Source organism: Azospirillum rugosum (assembly GCF_017876155.1).
In the GTDB taxonomy this organism is placed as follows: Bacteria; Pseudomonadota; Alphaproteobacteria; order Azospirillales; family Azospirillaceae; genus Azospirillum; species Azospirillum rugosum.
The window spans coordinates 267,875-292,712 of record NZ_JAGINP010000002.1; the positions used below are offsets into that span (position 1 = coordinate 267,875).

Sequence of the window (24,838 nt, forward strand, 5' to 3'; positions counted from 1 at the left end):
ACACATCAGGCGCCGGCCGCGGCCGCGTGCGCCGCGGCGCGTTCGGCGTCCTGCGCCTTGACCTTGGCGAAGGAGGGCCGGGCGGTGACGCGCGCGATGTAGTCCATGAACTCCGGCCGTTCCGGCACCAGCTGGAAGCCGACCGTCCAGGCCAGCGCCATTCCCCACAGCACGTCTGCGGCGGTGAAGCGGTCGCCCAGCATGTAGGGGCCGCGGCGCAACTGGCCGGACAGCGCGTCGAACACGGCCTCGGCGCTGCCGTAGGGCGACATCGCTTGCGGCGCGGGCTCGCGCTTCAGGGCGACGTCGACGACCGCCGGCTCGAAGCAGGAGCTGTAGAAGACCATCCAGCGCAGGTATGGGCCGCGCAGCGGGTCGTCGAGCGCCGGGGCAAGGCCGGCCTCCGGGAACAGGTCGGCGAGGTGAAGGAAGATCGCGACCTGCTCCGTGATCAGCGCGTCGCCGTGCAGGATGGCCGGCACCTTGCCCATGGGATTGATGGCGAGGTACGCGGGCTGGCGCTGCTCCCCCGCCTTCATGTTCAGGACTTTGAGCGTGTGGGGCGCTCCCAGCTCATCCAACAGGATGAGCGCGCCCGTCGAGCGGGTGTTCGGGCTGTGGAACAGCGTGATGTCGCGGTTTGATGCCACCGGTGTATCCCTCCCTTTTTCGTTGAAGGCGATCATCGTCCGCAACGAAAGGGCGGTCAAGGCTCCAGGGAAGGGGCGGGGGTCAGTCCCGGACCACGCGCACCCGGCGCGCCGCTAGGTCGAGCGCGAGCTTCAGCTGGGCCAGTGAAAAGGGCTTGTTCACGATGCCCAGCGGGTAGGTTTCCGTGATGCGGGCCATGATGGTGTGGGTCGCGTAGCCCGACAGGAAGATCGACCGGATGCCGTAGTTGGCGTGCAGCCGCCGCGCGGCCTCGATCCCGTCGCCGCCGGCGAGGCGGACGTCCATCAGCGCCACGTCGGGGCGCTCGCGCCCGGCCAGCTCGACCGCTTCCGCCTCCGTGCGGGCGGTGCCGCACACGGTGTGGCCGAGGTCGGTGACGGCCATGCACACGGCCTCTGCCGCGATGGCCTCATCCTCGACGATCAGGAGGCGCAGCGGCCGGACGGCCGCCGGGGCGTGCCCACGGACGGAGTCATGCCGTTGCAGGATGTTCGCGGGGCCGCAGCGATGGCGCCGTTCCGCGCTGGAGCCCGGCATTGTCAACGTATCGATGTCGTCCCGTGCCACGACCGCCTCGCGCGCTTGTTGCGCCCGACAGGACCAGCGCGGCCAGCCTAGGCGCCGACGGCGTAGCCCCATCCAGTTTTTTGGTAAAAATTCATTTACCAAATAAAGTGGTAGCCCCCGCCAAAAGGAATATCAAGCGAAAATGCAACGAACACGCACATTCGCGGCGCACGGGTCACAACCTGTTGCCGAAATGATGCAGAGTGTTCCGTTTGGCGCCGGACGACCGAAGGCTGCGGGTCAGCGATCGGAGCGGCTGAGCCAGTCGACGCTGTTGGGCGGGTTCGCGGCCGTCCCGTTTCGCTGGTCGGACTTCCGCCCGTTCCCCGTCAGGGGCGACAGCCATGACCCGGACGGCGCCGGCTTGGCAGGTTCCGGCTCCGGCTTTGGCGGGGGTGGGGGAGCGGCATAGACCGTGGGCGTGAACCGGGAGGGCGACGGCGACGGCGGGGGCGCCGCCGGCTCCCGACGCGCCTCCTGGAATTCCGGCGCGGCTGGCGCGGCCGGGGGAACCGGAGGCGCCGGCGATGCCGGTTCAGGGGCTCTTGCGGTCGGGGGAGGCGACGCAGGCGGGGGAGGGGAAGGAGAAGGGGCGGGCTGGCTTGGGCGAAGGCGCGGCGCTTCGTTCGCCGCCATCCAGGAGGGGCGGTCCTCGTCCGCAACCGGGCCGGTCCGGGTGTCGATGCGCCGCGCCTCGTCGCGGATTTCCAGAAGCGTGGACACCGCGAACTGCAGGAGCGGCGCCATGCGTTCCGAATCCGCCAAGTCCTCCGCCGTCATCGACGCGAAGCGCTTGCGGACCAGTTCCACCGCATCCTCGATCCGGTCGCGAAGCCCTTCCGTACCCTGGACGAGCCGTTCCAGATCCTCGCGGAGGGTCGAGATCTCCCAGGCCTGCCGCAGCTCCTGGAAACCGATCGGCTGCGACGGACCGCGGGCCCCGTCGGGACCCGGCGGCACCTGCGGCCGAAAGTCATTGGGCATCTTTGCCAAACCCCGGGTCCTATCCTGCCATCAACCCTGGGACGAAGGAAGGATGCAGTGTCACATGTTTAATGCGGTTGAACATGTTTGGAAACCGTTTGCGCACCCCAATGGCTTGTACTATTTTTTGCGCGCCGGAGGGAACGGAATCCTGCGGTATCACAAATCCTACCCACCCCTCCCTCGAACGACCCATTTGCCGGACAATCACGGTGTCGATTGATCGCGCGGAACTTGAACGGCTCCTGGCCGATCGCCCGACCGGCAACCGCTCGGCCATGCAGGCGGTTCGCGAAAGCTATGCAGACATCGGCCTGATGCGCGAACGCGGGCTGTCCTGGGCGGAAATCTCGGACATTCTTGCCAAGCTGGGCATCACCGCCCGCGACAACCAGCCGATCTCGCCCGTGACGCTGCGCTCCGCCTTCTTCCTGGTGGGCAACGAGGCGCGCTCCGGGGATGCGGGGGGCGAGGGCGACAGCCCGCCGATCGCTGCGGAGACGCTGGAGGCGGTCCACCGCGCCGCCCTTGGCGCCGGCCGGGTGCCGGATGCCGTGGCGGACACGTCCGATGAGGGCGAGCCGATGGCCGCCCCGCAGGACGCCATTCCGGAGGAGGGCGCCGCGCCGGAGTCCGAACCGGTCATGCCAGAGCCGGCCACGGCCGAGCAGCCCGAACCGGCGCCGCCCCTGCCGGAGTTGCCCCTGCCGGAGTTGCCCGAACTGGAGCTGTCCACCCCGGACCCCGTCGTTGCCGTCGCGGTCCCCCTTCCGCCGCCTACGCCGCCGGCACCGATAGCGCCCGCGCCGATTCCATCCGCTCCTATTCTTCAAGGCCCGATCCACGGGAATTCGACCACGAACACTCTTTCGAAAGGCGATCGCATGCTGGGCACGATCTTCGTCCTCAATGACCGTGGCGGCGTCGGCAAGACGTTGCTGTCCCATCACCTGATGGCGACCGCCATGCTCGAAGGCCTCCAGCTCAAGGTCGTCGAGTACGAAGTGAACGAGCGTCTCGCCCGTCTCTTCGGTCCGGAGGTGGTGGAGCATCGCCGCATCACCCAGGACTTCATGAACATGATGGGGTCGGGCGACGGCTTCTACGAGTTCTGGGACCTGATCGGGCCGGAGCTGCAGCGCGGCGGCCGCCTGTTCGACTTCGGCGGCAACATCTCCCAGTGGTTCTTCAACTGGGCCGAGGTGTCCGGCTTCGACTACTACGTCGGCGAGGGCGAGCGGCTGACCTTCATGGTGCCGGTGACCGTCGACCTGGCGTCGCTGTCCACCGGCATGAACACGCTGGAGCGCATCGCGACCATCGCCCCGAAGGCCAAGCGCGTGCTGGTGGAGAACGGTTTCTCCGGCCCCTTCTCGCAGCTGGAGGACAGCCAGTACGCCCGCCGCAAGGCGGAGATGGTGGAGCGCGAGGGCGTGGAGGTCATCTCCATGGCGCCCTGCACGGCCCCGGCCTGGGCGCGGCTGACCGGCCATCGCATCGACCAGGTCGCCCAGATGACCCGCGAGGATCTGGTGAAGCTGGGCATGACCCCGCCCGTCGCCTCCCGCTCGCTGATCATCATCCACGAATGGCTGCGCACCATGCGCCAGTCGCTGTCGCCCTACCTGCGCGACGCCTTCAACCAGACGCCGGGAACCGCGGCCAAGAGCGGCGTCCGCCAGGGCGCGGTCTGATCCGTCCACGCTTGGGCTTTCCACCCGCACGCGCATCACGGGGGCCTTCGGGCCCCCGTTTTGTTTTGTTCAGACGAAGGCTTCCACGATTCTGGCGAAATCCTCCGGCCGCTCGGCGTGCAGCCAGTGGCCGGTGCCCTCGATCATCTCGATGCGCGCGTTCGGGAAGAGATGGCGGATCGGGGCGGTGTATTCCGGCAGGATGTAGTCGGACCGTCCGCCGCCGACGAACAGCGTCGGGCCGCTGTAGCGGGCGTCGCCCAGATCGGGAAAGCCGATCAGGCTGTCCATGCAGGAGCCGATGGCGTCCAGGTTGATGCGCCAGTGGAACGCGCCCTGCTCCAGCACGAGGTTCTGCAACAGGAAGGAGCGCAGGGGCGCCTCCGGCACCCCCTCGGCGAGCTGGGAATCGATCTCCGACCGCCGGGTGCGGCCTTCCAGGTCGGCGCGCTTCATCGCAGCGACGAAGGGGGCGTGGGTGTGGGTGTAGGTCACCGGCGCGATGTCGGCGACCAGTAGCCGCTCGACCCGGTCCGGGTGCTTCAGCGCCAGCGTCATGGCGGTCTTTCCGCCCATGGAATGGCCGACCACCGCCGCCCGCGCGAAGCCCCGGTCGTCGAGGAAGCGCAGCACGTCGTCGGCCATCTCCGGATAGGTCATGCTGTCGGACCAGGGCGAACCGCCGTGGTTGCGCAGGTCGAGCGCGTAGACGCGGTGCGTCTCGGCGAAGCGCTTGGCCAGCGTCTGCCAGTTGCGGGCCGAGCCGAACAGGCCGTGCAGGACCAGGAGGGGCGTGCCGCCGTTCGCTTCGCCGGCTTCCAGATAGGTGAGGGGAAGACCCTGGGCCATGGAGATCCCGATGCATGGTCGTTGGATGGTGGGGGCGATCCTAGCAGAGCGCATCCAATGAAAGGCCCGCAAATTCCACGAACGGTGCCATGCCGAAAGGCGTGACGCGGGCGCGGAAAACGTTAGGATGGCCCGGCCTTTGAGGGAATTGGACCGCACCGTGCTTCGCAACATCCTGTCCGTCGGCGGGCTGACGCTGGTCAGCCGCGTGCTTGGCTTCCTGCGCGACGTGCTGACCGCGGCGCTGCTCGGGGCCGGGCCGGTCGCCGACGCCTTCTTCGTCGCCTTCCGCCTGCCAAACCATTTCCGCGCCCTGTTCGCCGAGGGCGCCTTCAACTCCGCCTTCGTGCCGCTGTTCTCGGCCAAGCTGGTCCAGGACGGGCGCGACGCCGCCCGGCGCTTCGCCGAGGAGGTGATGGCGCTTCTGGTCGTGGTTCAGGTGCTGTTCCTGATCGTCATCCTGGCGATCATGCCGCAGTTCATGACGGTCTTCGCCCCGGGCTTCTCCGACGAGCCGGAGAAGTTCCGGCTGGCCGTGCTGTTCACCAGCATCACCTTCCCCTACCTGCTGTTCATCTCCCTGGTCTCGTTGCAGGGCGGCGTGCTGAACAGCCTGGGCCGGTTCGGCGGGGCGGCGGCGGCGCCGATCCTGATGAATCTGTGCCTGATCGCGGCGATGGTGGTGCTGAGCCCGCTGATGCCCACCGTCGGGCACGCCCTGTCCTGGGGCGTGTTCCTGGCGGGCGTGGCGCAGTTCCTTTACCTGTATTGGGACATGAACCGCGCCGGCATGAGGCTGCGGCTGCGTCTTCCGAGGCTGACGCCCGACGTGAAGCGGTTCCTGGCGGTGCTTGGGCCGGCAGCACTCGGTTCCGGCCTCACGCAGATCAACCTGTTCGTGGACACGCTCGTCGCCTCCATGCTGCCGACGGGATCGGTGTCGTACCTCTACTACGCCGACCGGCTGAATCAGCTTCCGCTGGGCGTGATCGGCATCGCCGTGGGGACCGTTCTGCTTCCGGAAATGTCCCGCCGCATCAAGGGCGGGGACGAGCCCGGCGCGGTGGAGAGCCAGAACCGCGCCGTGGAGCTGTCGCTGGTGCTGACGCTTCCGGCCGCCGCCGCCTTCATGGTCGCCGGGCTGCCCATCGTGTCCGTCCTGTTCCAGCACGGCGCCTTCGGCCCCAGCGACGCGGCGCAGTCGGCGGCGACGCTCCAGGCCTACGCCTTCGGCCTGCCGGCCTTCGTGGTGATCCGCAGCCTCGTCAACGGCTTCTACGCCCGGCACGACACGGCGACGCCGGTGCGGATCGCGCTGGCCGCGACGGTGGTCAACGTGGCGCTGAAGCTCGCGCTGATGGGACCGCTGGCGCAGGTGGGGCTGGCGGTGGCGACCTCCGTCTCCGCCTGGGTCAACGCTGGCCTGCTGGCGTGGCTGCTGACCCGGCGCGGCCTGTTCCGCGCCGACGCGCGCCTGACGCGGAACCTGCCGCGCATGGCGCTGGCGGCGGTGGCCATGGGGGTGGCGCTGTGGGCGGCGCAGGAGCGGCTGTCGCCCTGGCTCACCGTCCACGGCCTCTTCGAGCGTCTCGCCGGCCTCGTCCTGCTCGGCGCCGCCGGGATGCTGGTCTACGCGGTGATGGCGCTGCTGCTCGGCCTGGTGCGGCGGTCCGACCTCGGCCGGATCCGCCGACGCCGCAAGCCGGCTTAGCCGTTTCCGTCCGGCCCGTTCTTCAGCGGGCGCGCCGGATCGGCGGCCCATTCGGACATCGAACCGTCGTACAGCCGTACACCGGGCAGGCCGGCCAGCTCGCTGAGCGCGAACCAGGACACGGAAGCGAGGTGCCCGGTGTTGCAGAAGGTGATCGGCGCATCCGCCGCGCCGGCCTGCTCCGCCAGGGCCTTCACTGCACCGCCCGACTGGAAGCGCTTGTCGGCGCCGAGGTAGAAGGCGCCGTTCTCGATGTTCACCGCGCCGGGCAACGTTCCGGGGGCCCGCGCCTGGGGGCTCTTGGCTTGACCGGCAAACTGGTCGGGTGCGCGCGCGTCGATCAGCGGGACGGTGCCGGCGGCGATGGCCGCCTGGACCTCGGGCAGGGTGGCGCGCAGGTCCGTGCGCGGGGCCGCTTTGAAGGCCTTCGGCGGGCGGCTTTGGGCGGAATCGGCAACGGGGTTGCCGGGATCGGCCGTCCAGCCGGCGAATCCGCCGTCAAGAACCGACACGCGGTCATGGCCCAGCGACTTGAAGGTCCAGTAGACGCGGGTGGCGTTGCCCATGTCCGACGCGTTCTGGCCGGCCGCGACCAGCACGACGTAATCGTCGTTGCCGATTCCCAGCCCGCCGATCAGGCGCTTCAGATCCGTGGCCTCGGGCAACAGGCCGGGCACTCCGTCGACGGTGGCGCGCCAGCCGGCCGTTGCGTAATCGGAATGAACCGAACCCGGAATGAAGCCGCCGGCGGGCGGCGTGCGGACATCCAGCACCACGAGGTCCGGACGCCCGAACTGGCCCTTCAGCCAAGCGGCGTCCACCAGCGGACGAAGGGAATCGGTCGTCATGAGGTCTGCCTTCGCTGTGAATATGCGCGGGTGGACAGCCTAACAACACAAGCACGGCACGGAAAACCAAATCTTGCCTGTTGATACCGCCCATTGTCGCACCCCCGCTGCACGCGCGGCGTTGCCCCGGTGGCGCCGAAGGGTGTAACTCTACGGGATCCCGTGAATTCGCACCGGACGCGGCGAAGGAGTTCTGCATGGCCAACATCGACGACCTGCTCGGCGCCAGCTCGTCCGACGATATGGGCACGGACGCCTTCGCCATCGGCGACGCTCCGGTCGAGATCAAGGTCGTCATCGGCACGGCCATGCTGCGCGTCCGGGACCTGCTGAAGCTCGGCCGCGGCGCGGTGGTCGAGCTGGACCGCCACCTCAAGGACCCGACCGACGTCTATGTGGAGGGGGTGCTGGTCGCGCGCGGGGAGGTGGTGATCGTCGACGACAAGATTGGCGTGACCCTGACCGACTTCGTCAAATCCAGCCGCGAATGGAAGCGCTGAACCCAGAATCGTTGCGTGGTCGCAATGATGTGCACCTCCGCGTGACCATTCCGCCTGCAACGCTGTTGCCGTAGCGGTAACCTCTGGAGGGTGCGATGGCTGACAGCAGCGTGAAGAAGGTCGACGCCGACTATTCGCCCAAGGGGGCGATGGGGCAGAGGTATCTGGCGTCCGGAAAGCTGGTGTCGATGCGCCTGTGGGACGAGGAGCCGTTGGCGACCGACAAGGCCCCGACGCGGCGCGACTACGAGACGGTGGGCTTCGTCATCGCCGGGCGCGCCGAACTGCACATCGAAGGGCAGATCATCCAGCTTCGGCCAGGCGACTCTTGGGTCGTGCCGAAGGGTGCGGAGCACGCCTACCGTATCCTGGAGCGCTTCCAGGCGGTGGAGGCGACGTCGCCGCCGGCGCAGGTGCACGGGCGCGACGAGTAGAGCGACGCCAACATGAGACGATGGCCGCCCCCTCCCGATGTCGGGAAGGGGCGGCCTGCGGTCACTCGGCCGGCTCGGGCATCACGATGTCGAGCGGCGTGCCGGTGGCGTGGGCATAGAGCATCAGGTCGTTGAGCATCTCCGCCTCCTGCTCGCTGGCGTCCTTGCGGCGGATGGCGACCAGCTTGTCGAGCGCCTTGATGTTGAAGCCGGCGGCCTTGACCTCGCCGCGCAGGTCCTTCAGGTCGGCCTTCAGGCCGTCGATCTCGTCCATCAGCCGCTCCATGCGGTCCGCGAACTGCTTCAGCTGGTCGGCGGCGGTGTTGTTGAACCCGATCGTCACGTCGGAAAAACTCCCCTGATCCTATGATCCGCTGTGGACTCCGCCGCCCAAGGGGCGACGGGGGAGGGGCTGTTAGCACAGCTTGTGACCGTTTGTCCGGGGACAACGCGCGCGGCTTGACGGCGTGCGGTTGGCAGTGCTTTCGTTGCATCGGCCTGGAGAGCGAAACCGATGCACGATCTGCCCCCGCTTGGCACCCCGCGGCTCTATTCCAACCCGCGCGCCGATCATGACCGGGTCTATGGACCATCGGAACGCGCGATCCTGAGCCGCGCCGCCTTCCAGGAGGCCATGGCTGAAATCGGCGCCTGGCCCGGCTATGCGCCGACGCCGCTGCGGTCCCTGACCGGCTTCGCCCGCGCCGCCGGCATCGACCGGATCTGGTACAAGGACGAAGGCACCCGCTTCAACCTGAACAGCTTCAAGGCCCTGGGGGGCGCCTACGCCGTACTGCGTCTGCTGGCCCGCGAGGTTCAGGCGCGCGTGCCCGGCGTGCCGGTCACGGCGCTGGACCTCGTCGTCGGCCGCTACGCCAAGGTGACGCGCACCGTCACGGTGACCACCGCGACCGACGGCAACCATGGCCGTTCCGTCGCCTGGGGCGCCCAGGTGTTCGGCTGCAACGCCGTCGTCTACATCCCCGCGAATTGCTCCCAGGGCCGGCAAGAGGCCATCGAGGCGTTCGGCGCGCGTGTCGTGCGCGTGAACGGCCTCTACGACGACGCGGTGCGGCAAGCGGCGGCCGACGCGCGGGACAACGGCTGGCACGTGGTGTCGGACACCTCCTACACCGGCTACATGGACATTCCCCGCGACGTGATGCAGGGCTACACCGTGATGGTGGAGGAGGCGATCTCGCAGCTTCCGGCCAGCGAGCGCCCGACGCACGTCTTCATCCAGGGTGGGGTGGGCGCCCTGCCGGCCGCGGTCTGCGGTCACCTGTGGGAAAGCTGGGGGCGCCAGCGCCCGCGCCTCGTGGTCGTGGAACCGCACACGGCCGATTGCCTGTACCAGAGCGCCGTCGCCGGCCGGCCGATGAAGGCGGACGGCGACCTGGACACCGTCATGGCCGGGCTGGCCTGTGGCGAGGTCTCTCTGCTCGCCTGGGCGATCCTGGAGCGCGGGGCCGACGATTTCCTGACCATTCCCGACGAGGCCGCGGTCGCGACCATGCGGCTTCTCGCCGATGGCGCCTATGGAGCCCGCCCGGTGGTGGCCGGCGAGTCCGGCGTCGCCGGCCTGGCGGGATTGCTGTGCGCCGCCGCCGACCCGCAGGCGCGGATCGGCCTGGGCCTCGCGCCGGACGCCCGCGTGCTGGTCTTCGGCACGGAGGGGGCCACCGATCCCAACGTGTTCGAGAGCCTCGTCGGCCGCTCGCCGGAAGCGGTGCTCAACCCTGCTTAATGACAAATAGTTTAGAATCGGAACATCGGCGCTTGTTGCTCGTCTTCCTGGGCACTGCACATCGTGCAGAACGCTTAGGAGGACAGGTGCGATGAAAACGATTCTAACGCTGGGTGCTGCGGCCCTGCTGGCGGGGGCGCTCGCTCTGCCGAACGCGGCCGAGGCCAAGGGCTGCGCGAAGGGGGCCGCCGTGGGCGGCATCGCCGGGCACGAGGTCGGATCCGGCCATGGCGTCGCCGGCGCGGTCGTCGGCTGCGCGGTCGGGCACCATGAGGCGAAGAAGAAGGACGAGCAGAAGCAGCAGGCTGCGTCGCAGAACAACGCCCAGAACGGGCAGCAGAACGACCAGCCGAAGAAGTAGGGGCTCGATTTATTCGGTGATGCGCGGGACGAGGGCGGCTAGGATGCGACCCTGGTCGTCCAACCGCTTTTCAAAGCCGTCCAGCCGCACGTCCATGGTCCGAAGCTCGCCTTTGATGGAGACGATCTCGGTCTTCATCTCGACCATGTCCCGCGCTATCCCCTCGACGGTGGACAGCAGGCTCTTCAGGAGCGGCTTCAGATCGTCGTCATCGGCCAAGGCGGGATCCCATTCGAACATTCCCAGGTGGCGGGTACTTCCATAGGTTCAACAATACAGGAGTTGTTCCCGTTCATGAAGGGGCGGGCGGCGCGGCGACCCCGCTCTGCGCCTGAGGTCACTTGCGCGTGGCCGTGATGCCGGTCCACCATGGCGGCCCGAAAAAGGCCAACGAAGACTGGACATCAGGGCATGGACCGCAGAGACGTCAACCCGCTCGTCACCGCCACCGAGGCCCCGCCCATCGCCGAGGCGTGGCGCTGGGTGGAGGGGCGCGTGTTCCCGGCCGACAAGCCGCTGATCGACCTCTGCCAAGCGGTGCCCGGCTACCCGCCGGCGGACGCGCTGACCGCCTATCTGGCGGAGCAGGTCAAGGCGCCGGACACGGCGCGCTACACCGGGATCGACGGTGTCCCGGCCCTCCTTGCCGCGCTCGCCAAGCGGACCAGCGACCTGTACGGGGCGACCGTCGCGGCCAACGAGGTGCTGATCACCGCGGGCTGCAACCAGGCCTTCGCCATCGCGGCCATGAGCCTCGCGCGGGCCGGCGAGAACATCATCCTGCCGGCGCCCTGGTACTTCAACCACAAGATGACGTTGGACATGCTGGGCATCGAAGCCCGGCCGCTGCCGTTGCGCGAGTCCGACGGGCTTGTTCCCGATCCTGTGGAAGCGGAAAAGCTGATCGACGCGAACACCCGCGCCCTGGTGCTGATCACCCCGAACAACCCGACCGGCGCCATCGCGCCGCCGGAGGCGATCGCCGCGCTGTATGAGTTGTGCGAGCGGCGCGGCATCCGCCTTCTGCTGGACGAAACCTACCGGGACTTCCCGGAGTGGGGCGGGCAGGCGCCGCACGGCCTGTTCCGTCGCCCCGGCTGGCAGAAGACGCTGGTGCAGCTCTACAGCTTCTCAAAGGTCTACAGTCTTGCCGGCTATCGCGTCGGCGCGGTGATCGCCGACGCCGCCCTGCAGACCCACGCGCGCAAGGTGATGGACTGCCTCGCCATCTGCGCCCCGCACATCGGGCAGAAGGCCGCGCTGTTCGGCCTGGAGAATCTCGACGGCTGGGTGGCGGACAAGCGCGCGGACATCCTGGCGCGCGTCAACGCCTTCCAGAGCGCCATGGAGGGAAGCGGCACGGCCTACCGGATCGCCAGCATCGGCGCCTACTTCGCCTATGTCCGGCACCCGTTCGGCGACCGGCGCGCGCACGAGGTGGCGGAGATGCTGGCGCGCGACCACAACATCCTGTGCCTGCCCGGCTCCATGTTCGGTCCGGGGCAGGACGCCTACCTGCGCTTCGCCTTCGCCAACGTCGACGCCGCGGTCATGCCCGAGATCGGGCGGCGTCTGGTCGAGAGTGAGCGGTCCTGACGGTCAGTGCAGCAGGTCGGTGACGATGTTGGCGCCGACCGCCGCCAGATGGTCGGCCCGGTCGCGGTAGTCGAGGTTGCCGGAGAAGCCGCCGGCGGCCTTGACCTGCTCGATCCAGCTCGGTGAGGCGCCGAGCGCCACGAGGCGCTTCACCATCGTGTCGGTGGAGCGCAGCGTCATCCGGCCGTTCTCGGCCAGCCGCGGGGCGTGGACCATGAACTCGGCGGCTGGGGCGGCGTAGCGCGGGTAGCCGGCCAGATACAGGCCGACGCACATGCTTTCGCAGGACTGGCCGTCGAGCACGCGGGTGGCGACGGTGCGGCCGGCCTGCCGCTGCGCCAGCACCGCGTCGATCATCCGATAACCCGACATCGTGAACCCACCGGGGCTGTTCAGCTCCACGACCACCGGACGGCCCGACGGCACGCTGTTCAGCGCGTCGTTGAAACGCTGCTCCGCAGCCGGCGTGATGATTCCGTCCAGGCGCAGCAGGGTGGAGCCGGGCTGGTCGACCCGGACCAGCGTGGCGTCCGGGAATTCCGACGAGGTCGTCTGCGGCTGGGGCTGCGAAGACGGGCGGTTGACGGAGACGCTGTCCGCCGTCGCGGCACCGGTGGCGCCCACGGCCAGCAGCAGCCCCAGTCCCATCAGCCTCGCGGTCGCTCGCATCGCCATTCCATCCTCCTTGATCCGTGGAGGAGGGTGGCCGGAAATGCTTGCATGATGGTTAACGCGCCGCCTGCCCAGAAGGGTAACATCCGTCGGTGACGGCTGTTGCTGGAAGAAAGTGGCAAAACGGATGCCGAATGAAGACGGAAGTTTGCGCATTTTGCGCCATTGTTGTGATGTTTCTCTGCCCGTCAGCCGGCATAGCGGGGAAATTGGTTAATAATGTGGCGGCGCAGCATGGATCGGCGGGCTGCGGGAAGCCTCCTCCGGACGCCATTCCGACCAGCGTGGCCGTCGATGGCCGGACCCGCAACCTGATCGCGGTGATCCCGTCCGACTACCGGCCGGACCGGCCGCACGACCTCGTCGTCGCGTTCCACGGTCGCACCAACTCGAACGCGGAGGTGCGCCGCTACTTCGACCTGGAGCGGCACGCGGCGGAGCCGACGATCTTCGTCTACCCGGAAAGCCTGCGGGACGCGCAGGGTCGGAACATCTGGTCGGATCCCGCTGACGCTCCTGAAAAACTGCGCGATTTCAGCTTCTTCGACGCCATTCTTCAGGCGATCTCCGAAGACTATTGCATCGACCGGGACCGCGTCTTCGTCGTCGGCCACTCGCTGGGCGCGTCTTTCGCGAACAGCCTGGCTTGCGCGCGCGGCGACGTCATTCGCGGGTTGGCCGGAGTCGGCGGCGGGTCATCCCGGCCGAAGCGCTGCGCCGGTCCGGTGGCGGCCATGGTGATGCACAACCCGCGCGATGCCCAGGTGCCGATCGCCGAAGGGTTGCGCCTGCGGCGGGAACTGCTCAGCCAGGACGGCTTGGTCACGGGAAGCGAGCCGGACTTCCCACAGCGCTTCAACTGCCGCCGCTACGGCCCGGAAAACGAAGAAAACCCGGTGCTCTGGTGCCCGCTCGGCGACGACCGCACGGCATCGGGGCGGTTCTACCCGCACCAATGGCCGGCCGGAACCGGGGCGGCGATCATGGCCTTCTTCAGCCGGCTCGGCTAACCCACTGACCTGCCGATGAACCGACCCGCCGATGGTCGGGAAGCAGGATTGCGCGCCACCCCCATTGCCGTAATCGGTTCGTTCCGCCAAGATGCCCGAAAAGACACATCAGGGACGGATTGCCACCAATGCCAGAAGTCGCCGCCAAGGCGCCCGCGCTCCAGACGGACGGCGGCGCCACGCCCGCGCTCCGCCTGGAGGGCGTGACCTGCACCTTTCCATCCCCCGACGGACGGGGGCGCACCTACACCGCGGTGCAGGGTGTCACCTTCACGGTCGCGGCCGGGGAATTCGTGTCGATCGTCGGCCCGACCGGCAGCGGCAAGTCCACGATCCTCAACGTCGCCGCCGGCCTGCTGACGCCCAGCCAGGGCAGCGCGCTGGCCTTCGGCAAGCCGGTCAGCGGCATCAACCCGCACGCCGGCTACATGTTTCAGGCCGATGCCCTGATGCCGTGGAAGTCGGCGCTGGAGAACGTCGCCGCCGGCCTGGAGTTCCGCGGCGTGCCCAAGCGCGAGGCGGAGGAGCGCGCGCGCCCCTGGCTGGCCCGCGTCGGGCTCGACCGGTTCGGCGACCGCTACCCGCACCAGCTCTCCGGCGGCATGCGCAAGCGCGTGGCGCTGGCCCAGACGCTGATCGTCGATCCGAAGATCGTGCTGATGGACGAGCCCTTCTCCGCGCTCGACATCCAGACGCGGCAGCTGATGGAGAACGAACTGCTCGACCTCTGGTCGGCGGACCGCAAGTCGGTGGTCTTCATCACCCACGACCTGGAGGAGGCGATCTCCATGTCCGACCGCGTGCTGGTCCTGTCGGCCGGGCCGGGGGCCCGCCTGATCGGCGAGTACAAGGTTGACCTCGACCGCCCGCGCGACGTGGCGGAAATCCGCATGACCCCGCGCTTCCTCGACCTGCACCGGGAGATCTGGGGGCAGCTGCGCGAGGAAGTGCTGAAGGGCTATGCCCAGACCAAGCTGACGTGAGGACTCCCATGGCCCTGGCCCGTACGAAACGTTTGCCGAGCCGCCCGGTGATCCTGCTGCTTCAGCTGGGCGTCCTGGTCGCGTTCTTCCTCCTCTGGCACGTCCTGACCGAGACGAAGATTCTCAGCCCCTTCTTCTTCGGCACGCCCATGGCGGTGCTGGCGCGCACCTGGACCGATTTCATGTCGGGCGTCATCTGGTACCATCTGGGGATCACGCTGCTGGAAACCGCGCTGGCCTTCGCCATCGGCACGGTGGCCGGCATCGCCTTCGGATTCTGGTTCGCCCGCGCGCCGCTGATCTCCGTCGTGTTCGACCCCTACATCAAGGCGGTGAACGCGCTGCCCCGCGTGGTGCTGGCGCCGATCTTCGCGCTGTGGCTCGGCCTCGGCATCTGGTCGAAGGTGGCGCTCGGCGTGACGCTGGTCTTCTTCATCGTCTTCTTCAACGTCTACCAGGGCGTGAAGGAGGTCAGCCCGGTCGTGCTCGCCAACGCGCGCATGCTGGGGGCGAATTCCCGCCACCTGTTCCGCCACGTCTACCTGCCGTCGGCCCTGTCCTGGGTCTTCTCCAGCCTGCACACGGCGGTCGGCTTCGCCATGGTCGGCGCGGTGGTGGGCGAGTATCTGGGCTCGGCCGCCGGCCTCGGCTATCGCATCCACCAGGCGGAGGGCGTGTTCGACACGGTCGGCGTGTTCTCCGGAATGCTGGTGCTGACCATCTTCGTCGTGGTCATCGACGCCGTGGTGACGGTCATCGAGAAACGCCTGCTGCATTGGCGTCCGCAAGAGGCGCACACGACCAACGCGCAAGGTTGATCAACAAGCATCCATAAATTTCGGGAGGGACTCTATGCGTTTGAATGGGCGTCTGAAAAGCATGATCGCCGCCGCGACGGTGGTGCTGGCCTTCGGCATCGGCGGGGCAAACGCCCAGCAGGTGGAAAAGAAGGACCTGAAGCTGGCGGTCGGCGGCAAGCCGCTGCTCTATTATTTGCCGCTGACCATCGCGGAACGGCTGGGCTACTTCAAGGAGGCCGGGCTGAACGTCGAGATCAGCGACTTCGGCGGTGGCGCCAAGAGCCTTCAGGCGCTGGTCGGCGGGTCGGCCGACATCGTCACCGGCGCCTTCGACCACACGGTCCAGATGCAGGCGAAGGGGCAGCCGATCACCGCGGTGACCCTGCTCGGCCGCTATCCGGGCATCGTGCTCGCCGCGGTCAACAAGGCCGGCGCGATCAAGTCCGTCAAGGAGCTGAAGGGCAAGAAGATCGGCGTCACGGCGCCGGGCTCCTCCACCAACTTCATGGTCAACTACCTGTTGACGCAGAACGGCATGAAGCCGGAGGACGTGTCCTTCATCGGCGTCGGCGGCGGACCCAGCGCCGTCGCGGCGGTGAAGCGGGGCGAGATCGACGCCATCGCCAACCTCGACCCCGTCATCAGCCAGCTGCAGGCCGATGGCGACATCACCATCATCGATGACACCCGCACCGAGAAGGGAACGCTGGACACCTACGGCGGGCCGTACCCGGCGGCCGTGCTCTACACCACGCCCGCCTTCATCAAGGAGAACCCGAAGACCACCCAGGCGCTGGTCGACGTGTTCGTCAAGACGATGAAGTGGATCGATCAGGCGAAGACCGAGGATGTGCTGAAGGTCCTGCCGGAGGAGTATTTCCTCGGCAACAAGACGCTGTACGCCCAGGCCTATGAGCATTCCAAGCCGACCTACTCGCCGGACGGCCGCTTCACCCGCGAGGGGGCAGAGGCCGCCTACAAGGTGCTGAAGGCCTTCGATCCGGCCGTCGCCTCGGCCAGCATCGACCTCGACAAGACCTACACCAACGCCTACGTCGAGGACGCGCTGAAGCGCCTGAAGTAAGCCGCTGACGGTCCGGGGGTGCGACATTCCGTCACCCGCACCCCCGGCTCCGCTCCCGCTAGACTGGACGAAATTCGTCCTGTTTCCCGAGCGGAGCGATTCCCATGACGGAAGTGATCTTCTACGGCCTGTCCGGCTGCACCGCGAACGCCAAGCAGAAGCTGCAGCTCCAGTCCGCCGGCCACACGCTGGTCGAGCGCGATCTGGCGACGGAGCCCTTCACGGCCGAGACCCTGCGCCCCTTCTTCGAGGACCGTCCGGTCGAGGACTGGTTCAACCGCCGCGCCGCCGCGGTGAAGTCCGGCAGCGTGAAGCCCGACGAGCTGGACGAGGCGGAGGCGCTGGGCCTGCTGCTCGCCGACCGCGACCTGATCCGCCGCCCGCTGCTCCAGGTCGGGGCGGACCGCAAGGCGGGCTTCGACCCCAACGCCCTCAACGCCTGGATCGGCCTGACCGCATCGGGCGAGAGCTGCGACGACAAGCATTCTCGCGGCGTGTGCGACCACGGGCATCATCATTTCCCCAAGCACGCCTGACACCCACGACCCGGCGCGCCGGGGCGAGGGGGCTGGGCGGGAGGACCGGCGCATGATCCTGATCGGCCAATACGACAGCCCCTTCGTCCGGCGCGTGGGCATCGCGCTCCGCCTCTACGGCTTCCCTTTCGAGCACCGGCCCTGGTCCGTGTTCAGCGACGCGGAGAAGGTGGCCGAGTTCAACCCGCTGCGCCGCGTGCCCACGCTCGTGCTCGATGACGGGGAGGTGCTGATCGAGAGCGGCGCGATTCTCGACCATCTGAACGAACGCGCCGGCCCGTCGCGCGCCATGATCGCGGACAGCGGCCCGGAGCGGCGGCAGGCCCTGAAGGTCTGCGCGCTGGCCACCGGCTTGGCCGACAAGGCGGTCAGCCTGATCTACGAGCGCGCGCTGCACGCCCAGACCTCCGACACCTGGATCGAGCGCTGCACCGCGCAGATCCGCGCCGTGCTCGACGCGCTGGAGGCCGACCGCGCCGGGCGGGCGGGGCTGTGGTGGTTCGGTGCGTCCATTGGTCACGCCGACATCGCCGTCGCCTGCGCCCTGCGCTTCCTGCGCGACGGGCATCCGGCCTTGCGCGAGGACGACCGCTGGGAACGGCTGGCCGCGCATCTGGAGCGCTGCGAAGCCCTGGACGTCTTCCGGGAGATCGCGCAGCCTTTTTCACCACCCTCGTGATCATCGGGAAGAAACTACAGTCCTGAAACGAGCCGTTAACGGCTTGCCTTCTAAGAAGACGGAACACCCGCGCGTGCAGCGCGGCATGACCGTCTTCCTTCGAAGGGGCAGGGCTCCTTGGACGCTTCCGGAACCGGCGACCGCCGCCAGGACAGGACCGACCCTCCCGCCGCGCCATCAGGCCGCAGCGCGGTGCCGGAGCTGTTGCTCGTCCTGCTCGGCGCGGTCGCGGTGGTCGCCCTGCTGGTGCTCGACCGGAGTGACGACGGGCTGGCGCTGCCGATCGGAGTCGTGCTGGCCGCCATGGCCGCGCTGGCGGTCCTGGCGGTGCGCCGCGCGCACGCCGCTGCGGCGGCGCTGGACCGCTCGGCCCGCCTGCTGCGCGCGGCGAACGAGGAGCTTGAGGCGAGCCGGCAGCGCTTCCGCGACTTCGCGGAGGCGGCCTCCGACTGGTTCTGGGAAACCGGGGCCGACCACCACTACAGCTACCTGTCCGACCGCTTGGCCGCGCTGCTTGGCCGCGACCCGCAGCCGGTCTTCGGGACCTCCCTGCTCGACCTCGGTGCGCTGGTTGAGGACTCCCGCAACTGGCTGGAGCATCTGGCCGACATCGAGGCCGGGCGCGCCTTCCGCGACCTGGAGGTGATGGTGCGGGACGCCGCCGGCGGGACCCGTGTCTTCCACCTCAGCGCCCAGCCGGTGCTCGACCGGTCCGGGCGGTTCGCCGGCTACCGCGGCACGGGGATCGACGTCACGGCGGAGACCTTGGCCCGGCGCGACGCCCAGTTCCTCCAGGAGGTGGTGCACGACGCGCTGGCCAGCATTTCCGAAGGCTTCGTGCTGTTCAGCGCCGACGGGCGGCTGATCCTGTGCAACGACCGCTACCGGCAGGCCTACCCGAACCTGTCCGACGTGCTGGTGCCGGGGGCGGCCTTCGAGGACATCCTGCGCGCGGCCGCGGAGCGCGGCGCCTACGGCGGCGACGGCTCGGACATGGCCGCCTGGATCGAGGACCGGCTGAAGCGCCATCTGCTGCACACCGACCCGGTGGACGGCTGCCTGTCCGACGGGCGCTGGTACCGCATCAGCGAGCACGCCACCGGTTCCGGCGGCATCGTGAAGATCCTGATGGACATCACCGAGCTGAAACGGCGCGAGGAGGAGCTGGCCGGGCAGACGGAACGGCTGGAGGCGACCGTCGGCGCGCTCCGCGAGAGCGAGCGCCGCTACCGGCAGCTGGTCGAGCTGGCACCCTACGGGATCGCCATCTGGGACCGCGCCGCCATCCGCTTCGCCAACGCCGCCGCGGCCTCCATCCTCGGCGTGGGCGGCGAGGGCGGGCTGGTCGGCCTCGGCATCAGCGCCTTCATCGCGGACGGCGGCCCGGTGGTCGAACGGCTCGGCCGGGCCGCGGAGGGCGAGGGGCAGCGCGTGGAATGCGAGGTCGTCCGCCCCTCCGGCGAGCGCCGCCACGTGGAGATTGGCGCCTACCCGGCGGTGTACCAGCGCGCCGCTGCGGTGCTGTTGGTGCTGAACGACGTCACCGACCGCCGGCGGACGGAGGCGGAACTCCAGCGCTCGCAGAAGATGGAGGCGGTCGGCCGCATGGCCGGCGGCATCGCGCACGAGTTCAACAACATGCTGACCGCCATCGGCGGATTCGCGCGGCTGGCCGAGCGCAGCCCCGGCGACCGGGACCGCGTGGTGACCTGCGTGCGGGAGATCGCCAAGGCGTCGGACCGGGCGGCGGCGCTGACCGCGCAGCTGCTCGACTTCTCCCGCCGCCGCGCGTCGGACGAGATGGAGGTGGTGGCGCTGGCGCCGCTGGTGCGCGACCTGCGGGTCTTCCTGAAGCCGCTGATGAGCGCCGGGATCGAGCTCGACCTCCAGATTCTGGACGAGGACGCGCACGCCGTCGCCAACCCGGTGACGCTGAACCAGGCGATCCTCAACCTGGCCCTGAACGCCCGCGACGCCATGCCGGAAGGCGGGCGCCTCTGCGTCTCGCTGGCGGTGGAGATGCCGGACGGCGCCTTCCTGGCGCGGCACAAGGCGCTGGGGCGCGGCCCCTACGCCGTCATCCGCGTCACCGACGAGGGCGGCGGCGTTCCCGCCGAGATCCGCGACCGCATCTGGGAGCCCTTCTTCACGACGAAGGAGCCGGGGAAAGGAACCGGCCTCGGCCTCTGGATGGTCTACGGCACCGCGCAGCAGGCCGGCGGGGCCGCGGAGATGGAGGCCCGGCCGGACGGGCGCGGCAGCGTCTTCTCCATCCATCTCCCGGCGGTGGGCGCGCCCGACGTCCGCGCGGGCGACGACGTCACCGTTCGTCTGGGCGAGGGCGACGGCGCGTCGATCCTGCTGGTGGACGACGAGGATTCGGTCCGCGCCTACCTGAAGCTGGTGCTGGAGGAGGCCGGCTGCACCGTCACCGAGGCTGCCGACGGGCTGGAGGCGCTGGAGCGCTGGGACGAGTGCGGCGGCCTGTTCGACGCTGTCGTCACCGACGTGTCGATGCCGCGCATGAACGGGCCGGAGCTTGCCCGGAACCTGGAGGAACGCAACCCCGACCTGCGCGCCCTCTTCCTGACCGGCTACGCCTCCCGCGGGACGGCGGCGGATCTCACCGCACAGCCGGGGCGGCGGATCCTGATGAAGCCGGTCGCGCCGGAGCGGCTGGTCCAGGCCATCCGCGACCTGCTGGCGGACTGAAGGCGGGGGAGCGGCGACAATGACAGCGGCACCCACGACGGCAGAGCTCGCACCCCTGGACGCGGTGCATGCGGATCTCGACGGCGGGGCGGACCTGGCCGTCTGCCGCGAACCCGACGAGTTCTACTCGGCGCAGGCACGGGACACGATCGGCCGTTACTGCCAGCGCTTCTTCGACGAGAACGCCCTGACGCCGACCGAACTGCTCCATTCGCCCAAACATCAGCAGAGCCTGTCCAACACGCCGACCTTCGTCGCCATCCTCCAGCAGGCGGAACGGGCGATGGACCGCAAGGGCGCGCTGACCGCGCTGGTCAACGAGGTGGCCCGCCTGACACGGGAACGGCTGAAGGACGCCCTGCCGCCGGACCTGACGCCCGCCACCTACGCCGCCACGGTGGCCCGCCTGACCGGCGGGAAGGACAGCTTCAGCGGCCGTTTCCGGGTGGACGCGGCCCTGACCACCCACCTGTACCAAGGGCGCAGCTTCGCCGAGAAGGCGCGGCTTCTGCTCGACCTCGGCGGAGATCTGGAGGACGCGGACGCGCTCGCCCCCATCGACCGGCTGCTGGGAGAGATTGTCCGCAGCGACAGCGGCACGGCCTCCTGCGCGCAGGATGCGCCCTTCGCCGACCTCGTGGACATGATCGTCACCCTGATCGTCGGGGACCGCACCCTGCCCGACACCGCACCCCCGGTGCTGGCGGGGCTGGAGCGGCTGATCCGGCGCACGGCGATGCCGGCCCTGTGCGACGGCCTGATCGTCGCGCTGCGGCGGGAGCTTGCCAAGCCCAACCGCTTCACCATCACCAGCTCCGGCGACCTGTTCGGGATCGAGGCGGTGCAGCGGGAGATCATGGCGCTCAGCCAGCTCGCGCAGCGGCTGCGCACGGGCGAGGGCTATTTCGGGGGCGCGCGGACCGAGGCGGCCCTCCAGCGGCGGACCGCGCTTCTGGTCAACGAGGACACGCTGCCGGAGATCACCAAGGGACGGAGCCTGATGCAGAAGCTCCGCATCCTGTTCGTCCTCCAGAAGATGCCCCTGTCGCCCAGCGCGGCCCGCGCCGTCAACGGCTATGTGCGGCAATTCTTCGACGGCCGCGACTTCGCCGGACGCCTGCTCGACTGCTGGAAGGAGCGGCACGACAAGCTGAAGGGTCTGGGCGAGGTGCAGAAGCTCGTCCTCGACAGCGACTTCGCGGAGGACGACCGCGACGCCATGGCGCAGCAGGTGGACGAGATCCAGAACGCCTTCATCCGCACCCAGCGCCTGCTCGGCCCCCTCCAGGCCAAGGAGGAGCCCAACCCAGACCTCGTCCTGGACATGGTCCGGCTGGCCGGGGAAGGGGCCTTCTGCACGGGCAAGAGCCGGGCGGCGGTCGCCAAGGCGCTGTATCGGCAGGTCCACCGCCCGCGCTTCGTGCGGTCCTTCCTGCTCGGCGCGGCGGGGGGCAAGGAACGGTCGGCGCGCGCCTCCTGGCTGCGCGGGGCGCTGGCGGAGGTCGGCGTGCCCTTCATCGACCTGGGCAGCCTGCGCGCGCTCGTGGTCGACGACGAGGAGGGGCCGCGCCGCTTCGTCGCGTCGGTGCTGCAGGATCTCGGCATCGGTCGCATCGACACGGCGGCCGACGGGCAGGACGCGCTCGACCGGCTGGCCGCGCCGGACGCCCGCTTCGACCTGATCGTCTGCGACTGGATGATGCCGAAGGCCAGCGGGCTCGACGTGCTGAAGCGCGTTCGCGAATCCCGTCCCGACCTGCCGTTCCTGATGGTCACGGCACTCGCCACGCTGAAGGCGGTGCAGCGCGCGCTCGCCTTCAACGTCAGCGCCTACATCGCCAAGCCCTTCACGCCGGAGCAGCTGGAGGACAAGGTGTTCCTGGTGCTGACCCAGAAGGGGACGCCTGGCGCGTGATCGGCGCGCGGAAGTGGCTTTGAAAGATGCAACGCGCGCCACGCGGGTGTTAGAAACGGCATATTGATCGGCCGCCTTGACTCAGGAAGACGCCATGGACCCGCATTCGGAATTGACGCAGCCGGAACTGCCCGCCTTCCGGATCGACTGGGGGCTCCAGGGCCTGCTGCGGCTGGTCGACAGCTGCGACTTCCGGACGGTGCTCGACATCGGGTCGGGCGGCGGCGACCATGCCCGGCTGCTCCGCCATCTGGGCAAGAGCGTGGTGACCATCGACCTGCACCGCGACGCCGACATCCAGGCCGACTTCATGCAGGCCGACATCGACGAGACCTTCGACGTGGTCTGGTGTTCCCACGTGCTGGAGCACCAGAGGAACGTCGGGGCCTTTCTGGAGAAGGTGAAGCGGTGCATCGCGCCCGGCGGGATTCTCGCGATCAGCGTCCCCATCCACCCGCCGGACCGCATGGTCGCCGGGCACGTGACCGCGTGGAACCCCTGGCTTCTTTGCTACAACCTCGTCCTGGCGGGCTTCGACTGCTCCCAGGCGCGGTATACGACAACCGTGGATCTGAGCCTTCTCGTGCAGAGCCGGTCGGCCAGCGGCGGGGACGTCCTCCAGCCCGCGGGCAGCGGCGCCGATCTCGATCCGGCGGCCGGGGGCGATCCCCTGTCGCCGCTGGGCCCGTTCTTTCCCTTCCCGGTGCAGCAAGGCGGCGACGCGCCGCCGTCGGAGTGCGGTTGGGGCAGCCTGGATTACCGGATGCCCGCCGGCGTCCCTCCGTTTCGGCTGTTCAGCCGCTTCCTGCCGGCGGAGGGATTGCTGATCCGCTGAGCAAGGCGCTCTGGGCGCAGCGCGCGGCAGCCTCAATCCGCCGCCGCGCGCTGTCCCCGATGCGCCACGGTCGTTTCGACCCAGCCGGCGACGTGGCGCGCCACCGTCTCCCAGCCCTGCTCCAGCATCATGGCGTGGCCCATGCCGGGGAAGAAGACGGGCTCCGTCCGGAAGGCGCGGGCGGTGGCGCGCACTTGGTCGGCGGGGAACAGCAGGTCGTGCCCGGCGCCCAGGACCGCGACGGGGATGCTGCGGTCGGGCAGGGGCGGGAAGGGGATCCAGCCGCCGATGTCCATCAGGACGCGGCGCGACTCCTCCTGGAGGTAGGGCTCGTAGCGGCGCGCCTCCTCCGCCGGCATGGCGTCGGAGAACATGGCGCGGCGCACCGCTTCCGGGTCGATGGCCTTCGCCCCGAAGGTCATCAGCATGCCCATCTGCTGGAACACGTAAGGATTGCGCCAGGCGAGCCCGACGGTCGATTCCCACAGCCCGTGCGGCGGGGCGGAGGCCATCAGCACCGCGCCGGGAAGCTTGCGGCGCAGCAGCGCCCGTTGGACCACCATGCCGCCCATGGAATGGCCGATCAGCACCGGCGGCGCCGGGCAGCGCTCCACGGCGGCCAGCACGTCGTCGACGAAGTCCGCAATGCCGAAGCTGTGCAGGCGGTCGCGCCCCGGGCTGCCGCCATGGCCGCGCAGGGACACGGCGTAGGCTTCCCAGCCCTGCTCGGCGAACCAGGGCAGGAACTTCTCCTGCCAAATCCAGGCGCCGGAGAAGGCGCCGTGGACGAACAGCAGGGGCACGGGTCGGGCCGGGCCGGAGGGCTTCCGGTGGAGAATTTCGAGCTGTGGCATGGATCATCCGGTCGGGAGAAGGCCAGCGGCGGCAAACGCCGCCCAAGACCCAGGCGGCGGCAAACGCCGCCCAAAACCTATGTCCGAACGGTGCCCCCGTCCACCCGCGCCCAGTCGTTGCCTGCCTTGAGCAAATGGCTGTCGAACCAGCTCCGCGCGGAGTCCGCGACCATGTCGAGCTTTCCCGGCTCCTCGAACAGGCGCCCCGCGCCGGGCACGACCTCCAGCGCCTTGACGCAGTGCAGGCGCGCGAAGGCGTCGCTGTTGAGATCCAGCGCCGGGGCGTCCTTGCTGCCGACGATCAGCAGCGTGGGCGCCGTCACACCGTCCAGCCACGCCTCGGCCAGATCGGGACGTCCGCCGCGGCAGACGACCGCGCCGATGCCGTCATGCTCGGCCGCGCGGCCGGCGGCGATCAGCGCCGTGGCGGCGCCGGTGGCCCCGCCGAAAAATCCGACGGGCTTCTGTTCGACGGCCGTTTCCGACCGCAGGAAGCGCGTGGCCTGGAGCAGCCTCTCGGCGAGGCGATGGACGTCGAAGTCGTTGGCGGGGTCGGCCTTCTCCTCCTCCGTCAGCAGATCCATGAGAAGCGTGGCGTAGCCGGCCTCCCGCAGCTTGGCGGCGACATGGAGGTTGCGCGGGCTCTGGCGGCCGCTGTTGATCCCGATGCCGTGGGCGAACAGGACGGCGGCGGTAAACCCGTCCGGCACGTCCAGGGATCCGGGGAGGTCGAGCGGCGGTATGCGGATGTTCGGTTCGCCTGCCTTCGGATCCATGCGCGCGCCCCCTCCCGTT

26 protein-coding genes are annotated in these 24,838 nt (G+C 69.2%); 16 read left to right on the forward strand and 10 right to left on the reverse strand.

The window, feature by feature from the left end; all coding sequences use genetic code 11:
* Positions 1–5 precede the first annotated feature (5 nt).
* From J2851_RS04420 to J2851_RS04430, 3 genes are all read right to left on the reverse strand, one after another.
* Positions 6–650, reverse strand: coding sequence for a glutathione S-transferase family protein (locus J2851_RS04420; protein ID WP_307418865.1), 645 nt, complete (start codon positions 648–650; stop codon positions 6–8).
* 82 nt (positions 651–732) lie between these two features.
* Positions 733–1,239: a response regulator gene (locus J2851_RS04425; protein ID WP_307418863.1), complete on the reverse strand. Its 507-nt coding sequence runs from the start codon at positions 1,237–1,239 to the stop codon at positions 733–735.
* 240 nt (positions 1,240–1,479) lie between these two features.
* Entirely contained in the window at positions 1,480–2,223 is a 744-nt protein-coding gene (locus J2851_RS04430; protein ID WP_209764494.1) for a hypothetical protein, read from the reverse strand.
* A 212-nt stretch (positions 2,224–2,435) separates the two neighbouring features.
* Here J2851_RS04430 and J2851_RS04435 point away from each other — a divergent pair, with 212 nt between their 5' ends.
* The gene (locus J2851_RS04435) at positions 2,436–3,917 is read left to right on the forward strand and encodes a hypothetical protein (RefSeq protein ID WP_209764496.1); all 1,482 of its coding nucleotides are present in this window, start codon (positions 2,436–2,438) and stop codon (positions 3,915–3,917) included.
* A 69-nt stretch (positions 3,918–3,986) separates the two neighbouring features.
* Here the strand turns inward: J2851_RS04435 and J2851_RS04440 are convergent, their stop codons facing one another.
* A complete protein-coding gene (locus J2851_RS04440) occupies positions 3,987–4,766 on the reverse strand; it encodes an alpha/beta fold hydrolase (RefSeq protein WP_209764498.1) in 780 nt (259 codons plus the stop codon).
* 160 nt (positions 4,767–4,926) lie between these two features.
* Between J2851_RS04440 and murJ the strand changes: the two genes are divergently transcribed.
* A complete protein-coding gene (gene murJ, locus J2851_RS04445; RefSeq protein ID WP_209764500.1) occupies positions 4,927–6,477 on the forward strand; it encodes a murein biosynthesis integral membrane protein MurJ in 1,551 nt (516 codons plus the stop codon).
* Here murJ and J2851_RS04450 read toward each other — a convergent pair.
* Positions 6,474–7,325 (reverse strand): sulfurtransferase, encoded by an 852-nt coding sequence (locus tag J2851_RS04450; RefSeq protein WP_209764502.1) that lies wholly within the window; start codon positions 7,323–7,325, stop codon positions 6,474–6,476. The genes murJ and J2851_RS04450 overlap by 4 nt on opposite strands.
* Positions 7,326–7,522: 197 nt before the next feature.
* On the opposite strand from J2851_RS04450, the gene fliN reads away from it, so the two are divergent.
* Positions 7,523–7,825, forward strand: coding sequence for a flagellar motor switch protein FliN (gene fliN / locus J2851_RS04455; RefSeq protein ID WP_209764504.1), 303 nt, complete (start codon positions 7,523–7,525; stop codon positions 7,823–7,825).
* A 95-nt stretch (positions 7,826–7,920) separates the two neighbouring features.
* The gene (locus J2851_RS04460) at positions 7,921–8,259 is read left to right on the forward strand and encodes a cupin domain-containing protein (protein ID WP_209764506.1); all 339 of its coding nucleotides are present in this window, start codon (positions 7,921–7,923) and stop codon (positions 8,257–8,259) included.
* 61 nt (positions 8,260–8,320) lie between these two features.
* Here the strand turns inward: J2851_RS04460 and J2851_RS04465 are convergent, their stop codons facing one another.
* A complete protein-coding gene (locus J2851_RS04465; RefSeq protein WP_307418860.1) occupies positions 8,321–8,602 on the reverse strand; it encodes a DUF2312 domain-containing protein in 282 nt (93 codons plus the stop codon).
* A gap of 171 nt (positions 8,603–8,773) precedes the next feature.
* On the opposite strand from J2851_RS04465, the gene J2851_RS04470 reads away from it, so the two are divergent.
* Both J2851_RS04470 and J2851_RS04475 read left to right on the forward strand, forming a co-directional pair.
* A complete protein-coding gene (locus J2851_RS04470) occupies positions 8,774–10,006 on the forward strand; it encodes a diaminopropionate ammonia-lyase (RefSeq protein ID WP_209764510.1) in 1,233 nt (410 codons plus the stop codon).
* A gap of 91 nt (positions 10,007–10,097) precedes the next feature.
* Positions 10,098–10,367, forward strand: a complete 270-nt coding sequence (locus tag J2851_RS04475) for a hypothetical protein (protein WP_209764512.1) — start codon at positions 10,098–10,100, stop codon at positions 10,365–10,367.
* Between the two features lie 9 nt (positions 10,368–10,376).
* Here J2851_RS04475 and J2851_RS04480 read toward each other — a convergent pair whose 3' ends face one another.
* Entirely contained in the window at positions 10,377–10,586 is a 210-nt protein-coding gene (locus tag J2851_RS04480; protein ID WP_209764514.1) for a hypothetical protein, read from the reverse strand.
* A gap of 192 nt (positions 10,587–10,778) precedes the next feature.
* Between J2851_RS04480 and J2851_RS04485 the strand changes: the two genes are divergently transcribed.
* Entirely contained in the window at positions 10,779–11,963 is a 1,185-nt protein-coding gene (locus J2851_RS04485; protein ID WP_209764516.1) for an aminotransferase, read from the forward strand.
* Between the two features lie 3 nt (positions 11,964–11,966).
* Here the strand turns inward: J2851_RS04485 and J2851_RS04490 are convergent, their stop codons facing one another.
* A complete protein-coding gene (locus tag J2851_RS04490; RefSeq protein ID WP_209764518.1) occupies positions 11,967–12,638 on the reverse strand; it encodes an ATP-dependent Clp protease proteolytic subunit in 672 nt (223 codons plus the stop codon).
* Positions 12,639–12,856: 218 nt separating this feature from the next.
* Here J2851_RS04490 and J2851_RS04495 point away from each other — a divergent pair, with 218 nt between their 5' ends.
* From J2851_RS04495 to J2851_RS04535, 9 genes are all read left to right on the forward strand, one after another.
* Complete coding sequence (locus tag J2851_RS04495) at positions 12,857–13,645, forward strand: CE1 family esterase (protein WP_209764520.1); 789 nt, start codon at positions 12,857–12,859, stop codon at positions 13,643–13,645.
* Positions 13,646–13,773: 128 nt separating this feature from the next.
* Positions 13,774–14,628: an ABC transporter ATP-binding protein gene (locus J2851_RS04500; protein ID WP_209764521.1), complete on the forward strand. Its 855-nt coding sequence runs from the start codon at positions 13,774–13,776 to the stop codon at positions 14,626–14,628.
* A gap of 8 nt (positions 14,629–14,636) precedes the next feature.
* Complete coding sequence (locus tag J2851_RS04505; RefSeq protein ID WP_209764527.1) at positions 14,637–15,446, forward strand: ABC transporter permease; 810 nt, start codon at positions 14,637–14,639, stop codon at positions 15,444–15,446.
* 34 nt (positions 15,447–15,480) lie between these two features.
* On the forward strand, positions 15,481–16,512 hold the full coding sequence (locus J2851_RS04510; protein WP_209764528.1) for an ABC transporter substrate-binding protein: 1,032 nt from the start codon (positions 15,481–15,483) through the stop codon (positions 16,510–16,512).
* A 104-nt stretch (positions 16,513–16,616) separates the two neighbouring features.
* Positions 16,617–17,048: an ArsC/Spx/MgsR family protein gene (locus J2851_RS04515; protein ID WP_209764530.1), complete on the forward strand. Its 432-nt coding sequence runs from the start codon at positions 16,617–16,619 to the stop codon at positions 17,046–17,048.
* Between the two features lie 52 nt (positions 17,049–17,100).
* On the forward strand, positions 17,101–17,727 hold the full coding sequence (locus J2851_RS04520) for a glutathione S-transferase family protein (RefSeq protein WP_209764532.1): 627 nt from the start codon (positions 17,101–17,103) through the stop codon (positions 17,725–17,727).
* Positions 17,728–17,844: 117 nt separating this feature from the next.
* Positions 17,845–20,439, forward strand: coding sequence for a PAS domain-containing hybrid sensor histidine kinase/response regulator (locus J2851_RS04525; protein ID WP_246500403.1), 2,595 nt, complete (start codon positions 17,845–17,847; stop codon positions 20,437–20,439).
* Between the two features lie 19 nt (positions 20,440–20,458).
* Positions 20,459–22,354: a response regulator gene (locus J2851_RS04530; RefSeq protein ID WP_209764534.1), complete on the forward strand. Its 1,896-nt coding sequence runs from the start codon at positions 20,459–20,461 to the stop codon at positions 22,352–22,354.
* A gap of 94 nt (positions 22,355–22,448) precedes the next feature.
* Entirely contained in the window at positions 22,449–23,189 is a 741-nt protein-coding gene (locus J2851_RS04535) for a class I SAM-dependent methyltransferase (protein ID WP_209764535.1), read from the forward strand.
* A gap of 32 nt (positions 23,190–23,221) precedes the next feature.
* Here the strand turns inward: J2851_RS04535 and J2851_RS04540 are convergent, their stop codons facing one another.
* Both J2851_RS04540 and J2851_RS04545 read right to left on the reverse strand, forming a co-directional pair.
* The gene (locus J2851_RS04540) at positions 23,222–24,043 is read right to left on the reverse strand and encodes an alpha/beta hydrolase (protein ID WP_209764536.1); all 822 of its coding nucleotides are present in this window, start codon (positions 24,041–24,043) and stop codon (positions 23,222–23,224) included.
* A gap of 77 nt (positions 24,044–24,120) precedes the next feature.
* Positions 24,121–24,819 (reverse strand): dienelactone hydrolase family protein, encoded by a 699-nt coding sequence (locus tag J2851_RS04545; protein WP_209764537.1) that lies wholly within the window; start codon positions 24,817–24,819, stop codon positions 24,121–24,123.
* Positions 24,820–24,838: the final 19 nt, after the last annotated feature.

Bases quoted from the DNA above. Each gene is read 5' to 3' on its own strand.
- J2851_RS04430 (WP_209764494.1), bottom strand. From the start codon at position 2,223: ATGCCCAATGACTTTCGGCCGCAGGTGCCGCCGGGTCCCGACGGGGCC.
- J2851_RS04440 (WP_209764498.1), bottom strand. From the start codon at position 4,766: ATGGCCCAGGGTCTTCCCCTCACCTATCTGGAAGCCGGCGAAGCGAAC.
- J2851_RS04450 (WP_209764502.1), bottom strand. From the start codon at position 7,325: ATGACGACCGATTCCCTTCGTCCGCTGGTGGACGCCGCTTGGCTGAAG.
- fliN (WP_209764504.1), top strand. From the start codon at position 7,523: ATGGCCAACATCGACGACCTGCTCGGCGCCAGCTCGTCCGACGATATG.
- J2851_RS04460 (WP_209764506.1), top strand. From the start codon at position 7,921: ATGGCTGACAGCAGCGTGAAGAAGGTCGACGCCGACTATTCGCCCAAG.
- J2851_RS04470 (WP_209764510.1), top strand. From the start codon at position 8,774: ATGCACGATCTGCCCCCGCTTGGCACCCCGCGGCTCTATTCCAACCCG.
- J2851_RS04475 (WP_209764512.1), top strand. From the start codon at position 10,098: ATGAAAACGATTCTAACGCTGGGTGCTGCGGCCCTGCTGGCGGGGGCG.
- J2851_RS04485 (WP_209764516.1), top strand. From the start codon at position 10,779: ATGGACCGCAGAGACGTCAACCCGCTCGTCACCGCCACCGAGGCCCCG.
- J2851_RS04490 (WP_209764518.1), bottom strand. From the start codon at position 12,638: ATGGCGATGCGAGCGACCGCGAGGCTGATGGGACTGGGGCTGCTGCTG.
- J2851_RS04500 (WP_209764521.1), top strand. From the start codon at position 13,774: ATGCCAGAAGTCGCCGCCAAGGCGCCCGCGCTCCAGACGGACGGCGGC.
- J2851_RS04505 (WP_209764527.1), top strand. From the start codon at position 14,637: ATGGCCCTGGCCCGTACGAAACGTTTGCCGAGCCGCCCGGTGATCCTG.
- J2851_RS04510 (WP_209764528.1), top strand. From the start codon at position 15,481: ATGCGTTTGAATGGGCGTCTGAAAAGCATGATCGCCGCCGCGACGGTG.
- J2851_RS04515 (WP_209764530.1), top strand. From the start codon at position 16,617: ATGACGGAAGTGATCTTCTACGGCCTGTCCGGCTGCACCGCGAACGCC.
- J2851_RS04520 (WP_209764532.1), top strand. From the start codon at position 17,101: ATGATCCTGATCGGCCAATACGACAGCCCCTTCGTCCGGCGCGTGGGC.
- J2851_RS04530 (WP_209764534.1), top strand. From the start codon at position 20,459: ATGACAGCGGCACCCACGACGGCAGAGCTCGCACCCCTGGACGCGGTG.
- J2851_RS04535 (WP_209764535.1), top strand. From the start codon at position 22,449: ATGGACCCGCATTCGGAATTGACGCAGCCGGAACTGCCCGCCTTCCGG.
- J2851_RS04540 (WP_209764536.1), bottom strand. From the start codon at position 24,043: ATGCCACAGCTCGAAATTCTCCACCGGAAGCCCTCCGGCCCGGCCCGA.
- J2851_RS04545 (WP_209764537.1), bottom strand. From the start codon at position 24,819: ATGGATCCGAAGGCAGGCGAACCGAACATCCGCATACCGCCGCTCGAC.